The sequence below is a fragment of the Kribbella sp. genome, assembly GCF_035655035.1.
Taxonomy (GTDB): domain Bacteria; phylum Actinomycetota; class Actinomycetes; order Propionibacteriales; family Kribbellaceae; genus Kribbella.
Genome location: NZ_DASRVN010000592.1, coordinates 1 through 5,389, shown reverse-complemented (window position 1 = coordinate 5,389; position 5,389 = coordinate 1). Strand labels below are relative to the sequence as shown.

The 5,389-nt window shown below is 69.8% G+C and carries 6 protein-coding genes; 3 read left to right on the top strand and 3 right to left on the bottom strand.

The genetic code is table 11. From position 1 onward, the window contains the following. Positions 1-222 precede the first annotated feature (222 nt). Together VFF46_RS31390 and VFF46_RS31385 are read left to right on the top strand one after the other, a co-directional pair. A complete protein-coding gene (locus tag VFF46_RS31390) occupies positions 223-891 on the top strand; it encodes a hypothetical protein (RefSeq protein ID WP_325040857.1) in 669 nt (222 codons plus the stop codon). Further along, the gene (locus tag VFF46_RS31385) at positions 888-1,505 is read left to right on the top strand and encodes a hypothetical protein (RefSeq protein ID WP_325040856.1); all 618 of its coding nucleotides are present in this window, start codon (positions 888-890) and stop codon (positions 1,503-1,505) included. Before VFF46_RS31390 ends, VFF46_RS31385 begins: the two co-directional genes overlap by 4 nt. Here VFF46_RS31385 and VFF46_RS31380 read toward each other — a convergent pair. Further along, positions 1,490-2,254: a DUF1932 domain-containing protein gene (locus tag VFF46_RS31380; protein WP_325040855.1), complete on the bottom strand. Its 765-nt coding sequence runs from the start codon at positions 2,252-2,254 to the stop codon at positions 1,490-1,492. The two genes, VFF46_RS31385 and VFF46_RS31380, sit on opposite strands and share 16 nt — an antisense overlap. A gap of 132 nt (positions 2,255-2,386) precedes the next feature. Between VFF46_RS31380 and VFF46_RS31375 the strand changes: the two genes are divergently transcribed. Then, positions 2,387-2,869: a hypothetical protein gene (locus tag VFF46_RS31375; protein ID WP_325040854.1), complete on the top strand. Its 483-nt coding sequence runs from the start codon at positions 2,387-2,389 to the stop codon at positions 2,867-2,869. A 100-nt stretch (positions 2,870-2,969) separates the two neighbouring features. Here the strand turns inward: VFF46_RS31375 and VFF46_RS31370 are convergent, their stop codons facing one another. Then, positions 2,970-3,950: a ribose-phosphate diphosphokinase gene (locus tag VFF46_RS31370; RefSeq protein ID WP_325040853.1), complete on the bottom strand. Its 981-nt coding sequence runs from the start codon at positions 3,948-3,950 to the stop codon at positions 2,970-2,972. Between the two features lie 37 nt (positions 3,951-3,987). Beyond that, positions 3,988-5,389 (bottom strand): bifunctional UDP-N-acetylglucosamine diphosphorylase/glucosamine-1-phosphate N-acetyltransferase GlmU (gene glmU / locus VFF46_RS31365; protein ID WP_325040852.1); only part of this gene is annotated, 1,402 nt, incomplete at its 5' end.

Sequence of the window (5,389 nt, the reverse complement as noted above, 5' to 3'; positions counted from 1 at the left end):
GCGCCTGCTGACCCCGGAGAAGGCGTCAGGCAACGAACCACCGCGTCGATCACGGAGCCGCGCCCAACACTTCACGGGGGGCGTCCCTCGCCGAGGCAACCAAAACAGTCTACCCACGAGCCTGGCCAGACGGGAAATCCGTCGGACCACGCCACTTTGCTCCGCGGTCGGCTCGCGTCGGCGTCACCGGTTTCCGGACCGGGACTTCGGTACGTTGCCAGAGTGATCTCGCCGTTCGCCGTTCTCAGTCTGCTGCCGCTGCTGGCCCTGATCGCGGGGCTGGTCTGGCTGGTCGTGTGGACCAACCGTCGCGGGCGGGCTGCTGCGATGCGGCGGCTGGCGCAGGCGCAGTCGGCCGGCTGGTACCCGGTTCCACCCAACCCGTGGCTGGCGCAGGTGGCCGCGAACCTGTTCCGGGAAGGCACTCCCGGCCAGTCGTTCGCCGGGGTGTACGACGGCCGCGGACTGTGCGTCCTCGACTACACGTACGTCACCAGCAACGGCAAGACCACCCAGACGCACCGGGTCAACCTGGTCGCCCTGCCCCTGCCGGTCGCGCTGCCGCCGGTCACCGTGATGCGCGAGAACGGTCTGTGGCGGGTGTTCCGCGGCGGCGACCTCGAACTCGAGAACGAGCAGTTCAACGAGCAGTTCCGGGTCGAGTGCCTGGACGACCGCTACGGCTCGGCGGTGATGCACCCGCGGATGATGGAGTGCCAGCTGCGCAACCCGGGCCTGGAGTGGCAGATCGCGGGCAACGCGTTCGTGTCCTGGAGCCGCGGCAGCTTCGCCGTACCGGACGTCTTCGCCCGGCTGCAGGCGATGACCGAGCTGATCGACCTGCTGCCGCCGTTCGTACTGCGCGACTACGGAGGCCCGGTCCACCAGTGATCACCACGCTGATCGTCCTCGGCCTGATCGCGGTCGGCCTGCTGCTGCTGTACGCGCGGTCCGTACGCCGCCGTCGTACCTTCTTCGACCGCCGCCTGCGCGAGGCCGCCAAGCTCGGGTGGTACCCGGCGGCCACCGACCCGTGGCTGGCCGCCGTCGCCGCCCGGCTGTACTCGCCGCAGGGCACCGCCGAACGGATGGTCGCCGGCTTCGGGATCCGGGCCCTCGACTTCACCTACACGGCGAGCAGTACGTCGACGGCGGCGAAGTGCCACGTGATCGCGTACGACCTGCCGTACGCGCTGCCGCCGCTGACGGTCGGGCCGAAGAACCCGCTGGTACCGGGGCAGGAGTTCGAGAGCGCGCGGTTCAACCAGCAGTTCACGGTCGAGTCGGCCGATCCTCGGTACGCGAGCGCAGTACTGAATCCGCGGATGATGGCGATGCTCGTGGACGACTACAACCACGTGTCCTGGCGGATCGAGGGGCGGACGCTGGTCACCTGGGGCGTCGGGTACTGGACGAAGCCGATGGTGTTCGAGGCGAAGTACCTGTTCGAGCGGATCGTCGAACTGATCCCGCCGTTCGTGATCGAGGACTACGGGGCCAGGTGAGTCCAGACCTGGCGGAGGGCCCGGGCAGCATCGCCTTCCAGGCCTGCCTCGTCGAGGGTTTCGGCGAGTTCGTCGAACTCCGGGCCCCAGCGCCAGGCGACCGCGCGGAGCTGTTCGGGCAGGTTCGGGTCCTTCAGGGAGCCGCCGTCCGCGCGGGTCTGCTGCGCGACGAGCGCGTCGGTGACGCCGTACTTCTCGGCGAGCTGGAACGCCAGGACGGCAAGCGCCGCCTTGCCCTTGTTGTAAAGCGCGTACGACGATTTCGCCGCACTGGCCGCGCCCGGTTCGGTACCGACCACCATCGGGGTGACCGCGGTACCCGTCCACCACGCCGCGACCTGGTCGGCCGCCGTACCGGACAGCATCAGGTGCGTCGGACTCGGCCCACCGACCGGCGGCGGCCCGACCACCCCGGCGTCCACGAACGTCGCATCGGGTACGGCGGCCTGCGCCTCGCGGAGCGACACCGGCGACAACGGGTTCGCCTCGACGTACACGCCGCCGAATCCCGCACGCCCGACCTGCCGCGCGATCTCGACGGCGCCCTGCGGCGCACACGAGCAAAGCACCGCCTCCGCCTGCGCGACCGCCTCGGCGAACGGCGTACCGATCAAACCAGCCGCGTCCGCCCGTGCCTTGCTGGCATCGCTCCGGCCGTCCGGAACCCAGTGGACCTCGTGACCGGCCGCAACCAGCTGGGCAGCAAGCTGCGAGCCCATCGCCCCGGGATGAAACACAGAGATCCGCATGCGGTGTCCGATCGTTCGATCCGGTCAGTCACCGCCAAACCTATGTCAGTGATCGTTCGCACCGAACCGTTGCCAACGCACCGGATCCGCGTGCAGCGTGGAACAAACAGCGGCTCTCAGGGGGAGGGTTCCATGAGTGAGAACGCAATCGGGCGCCGTCAGGCGCTCAGGGGTGCGGGGATCGCAGCAGGTGGAGTGGCGGTTGCCGGTCTGGCTGTTACGCCGGCGCTGGCGGACGGCCGTGACAGCAACGGGTTACAGGGCAGCTGGATGTGCGTGCGCCAGGACACCGGATCACCCGACAAGATCCGGTTGGTGCTGAGCTTCGCGGGTGGCGGTGTGGTGCTGTCGCACGACATCAGCCCGGCCGGTCCACCGTTCACCGGCGCGTGGTCGGCCGACGGGGAGTCGTTCCGGCTGACCATGTGGACCGGGCAGGCCGGTGCCCAGGGACCGAGCTCGGTCGGGCCGACGATCCGGGTCCGGGCGTGGGGCTCGGTGTCGCACGGGCAGCTCACCGCGAAGTACCAGGTGACCGTGTTCGCACCGATGAGCCAGACCCAGGTCGTGGACTCCGGCACCGGCACGGTAACCGGCCGCCGAATCACCGCCTGACGGCTGTCGACCGGTTGTCCACCCGTGTTGGGGGTTCTCCGCTGGTGTGCCGGCAGAGAACCCCCGGCACGAGTGGATATCCACTCGCGTCGGGTGGTGGTCAGGCGCGGCCGTCGAAGAGGCTGGTGACCGAGCCGTCCTCGAAGACCTCGCGGATCGCGCGGCTGATCAGTGGGGCGATCGAGAGCTCGGTGAGCTTGTCGAAGCGGCGGTCCTCGGCGATCGGCAGCGTGTTGGTGACGATCACCTCGCTGGCCTGGCAGTTCTTCAGCCGGTCCACGGCAGGACCGGACAGGATCGCGTGAGTCGCGGCGATCACCACGCCGGCGGCGCCCTCGGCGTACAGCGCGTCGGCGGCCTTGGTGATCGTGCCCGCGGTGTCGATCATGTCGTCGACCAGGATGCAGACCCGGCCCTTGACCTCACCGACGACCCGGTTCGCGACCGTCTCGTTCGGGCGGTCGATGTCGCGGGTCTTGTGGATGAACGCCAGCGGCGCGCCGTTCAGCCGGGCCGACCACTGCTCGGCGACCTTGATCCGGCCGGCGTCCGGCGACACCACGGCCAGCTGCTGGTCGCCGTACTTCTCGGCCACGTAGCCGCTCAGGATCGGCAGCGCCATCAGGTGGTCCACCGGGCCGTCGAAGAAGCCCTGGATCTGCGAGGTGTGCAGGTCCACGCAGATCAGCCGGTTCGCGCCCGCGGTCTTGAACAGGTCGGCCATCAGCCGGGCCGAGATCGGTTCCCGGCCGCGGTGCTTCTTGTCCTGCCGGGCGTACCCGTAGAACGGGAGCACCACGGTGATCCGCTTGGCCGACGCCCGCTTCAGCGCGTCGACCATGATCAGCTGCTCCATGATCCACTCGTTGATCGGCGAGGTGTGGCTCTGGATCACGAACGCGTCGCTGCCCCGCACCGACTCCTCGAACCGGACGTAGATCTCGCCGTTGGCGAAGTCGTACGCCTGGGTCGGGACCAGCCCGGACCCGAGCTCGGTGGCCACCTCCTCGGCGAGACCGGGATGGGCCCGGCCGGAGAAAACCATCAGGTTCTTCTCGGTGGTTCGTTTCATCCCGCTCATCGCCCGCGCCTCCCGTTGTCCTCGCGTGTCCTGCTGCTCAGGCCTGCTGATCGGTCTGGCCCGGCTTGCCGGCCGGCCCGTCGACCGGCTGGTCGGCCGGCGTTTCGGCCGGCTTCTCGGCCAGCGCGGCCTCGGCGGCCGCGGCGGTCTTGGTCCCGGCCCGCTTGCGCGCGACCCAGCCCGCGATGTTGCGCTGCCGGCCGCGGGCGACCGCGATCTCGCCCGGCCCGACGTCCTCGGTGAGCGCCGTACCGGCCGCGAGATACGCACCGTCCGCGATCGTCCGCGGCGCGACCAGCACCGAGTTGCTGCCGATGAACGAGTACTTGCCGACGTGCGTGGGGTACTTCGAGACGCCGTCGTAGTTCGCGAAGATCGTGCCGGCGCCGATGTTCGCGCCCTCGCCGATCGTGGCGTCCCCGGCGTACGTCAGGTGCGGGACCTTGGCGCCGTCGCCGATCGTGGAGTTCTTGGTCTCCACGAACGTGCCGATCTTGCCCTTCACGCCGAGCTTGGTGCCTGGCCGCAGGTACGCGAACGGGCCGACGCTGGCGCCGTCGCCGATCACCGCGAGTGAACCGTGCGTGCGGATGATCGTGGCGTTCTCGCCGATCTCGACGTCGGTGAGCGTGGTGTCCGGGCCGATCGTCGTACCGCTGCCGGCCACGGTCGCGCCGTGCAGCTGGGTGTTCGGCAGCAGGGTGACGTCGCGGGCCAGGTCGACGGTCCGGTCGATCCAGGTGGTGTTCGGATCGACGATCGTGACGCCCTCGCGCATGTGTTTGACGAGCGTACGGCGGTTCAGCTCGGCGCGGAGCGTGGCGAGCTGGACGCGGTCGTTGACGCCCTCGGTCTGCATGGCGTCGTCGGTGACGTGCGAGCCGACCCGCTTGCCGTCGTTCCGGGCGATGCCGAGGACGTCGGTCAGGTACAGCTCACCCTGCGCGTTGTCCGTGGTCAGCCGGCTCAGGCCGTCACGCAGCGTAGCCGCGTCGAACACGTAGATGCCGGCGTTGATCTCGTCGATCGCCCGCTGCTCCGCGGTCGCGTCCTTGTGCTCGACGATCGCGGCGACCGTACCGTCCGGGTTCTGGATGATCCGGCCGTAGCCGGTCGGGTCCGGGACCCGCGCGGTCAGCACGGTGACGGCGTTCCCGTCCTTGTCGTGGGCGGCGACCAGGTCGTGCAGCGTCTCTGCCTCGAGCAGCGGGACGTCACCCGACGTGACGATCACCGAGCCGTCGAAGCTGTCCGGTACGGCGGTCAGACCCGCCCGTACGGCGTCACCGGTGCCCAGCTGCTGCTCCTGGACGGCGGTCCGGGCCTCCGGGTCGACGGCCCTCAGGTGCTCCTCGACCAGTTCGCGGCCGTTGCCGACCACGACCACGAGGTGTTCGGGGGTGAGCGCCCGGGCGGTGAGCACGGCGTGACCGACGAGA

Coding starts and splice junctions, on each gene's coding strand:
- VFF46_RS31370 (WP_325040853.1), bottom strand. CDS start 3,950: ATGAGCGGGATGAAACGAACCACCGAGAAGAACCTGATGGTTTTCTCC.
- VFF46_RS31375 (WP_325040854.1), top strand. CDS start 2,387: ATGAGTGAGAACGCAATCGGGCGCCGTCAGGCGCTCAGGGGTGCGGGG.
- VFF46_RS31380 (WP_325040855.1), bottom strand. CDS start 2,254: ATGCGGATCTCTGTGTTTCATCCCGGGGCGATGGGCTCGCAGCTTGCT.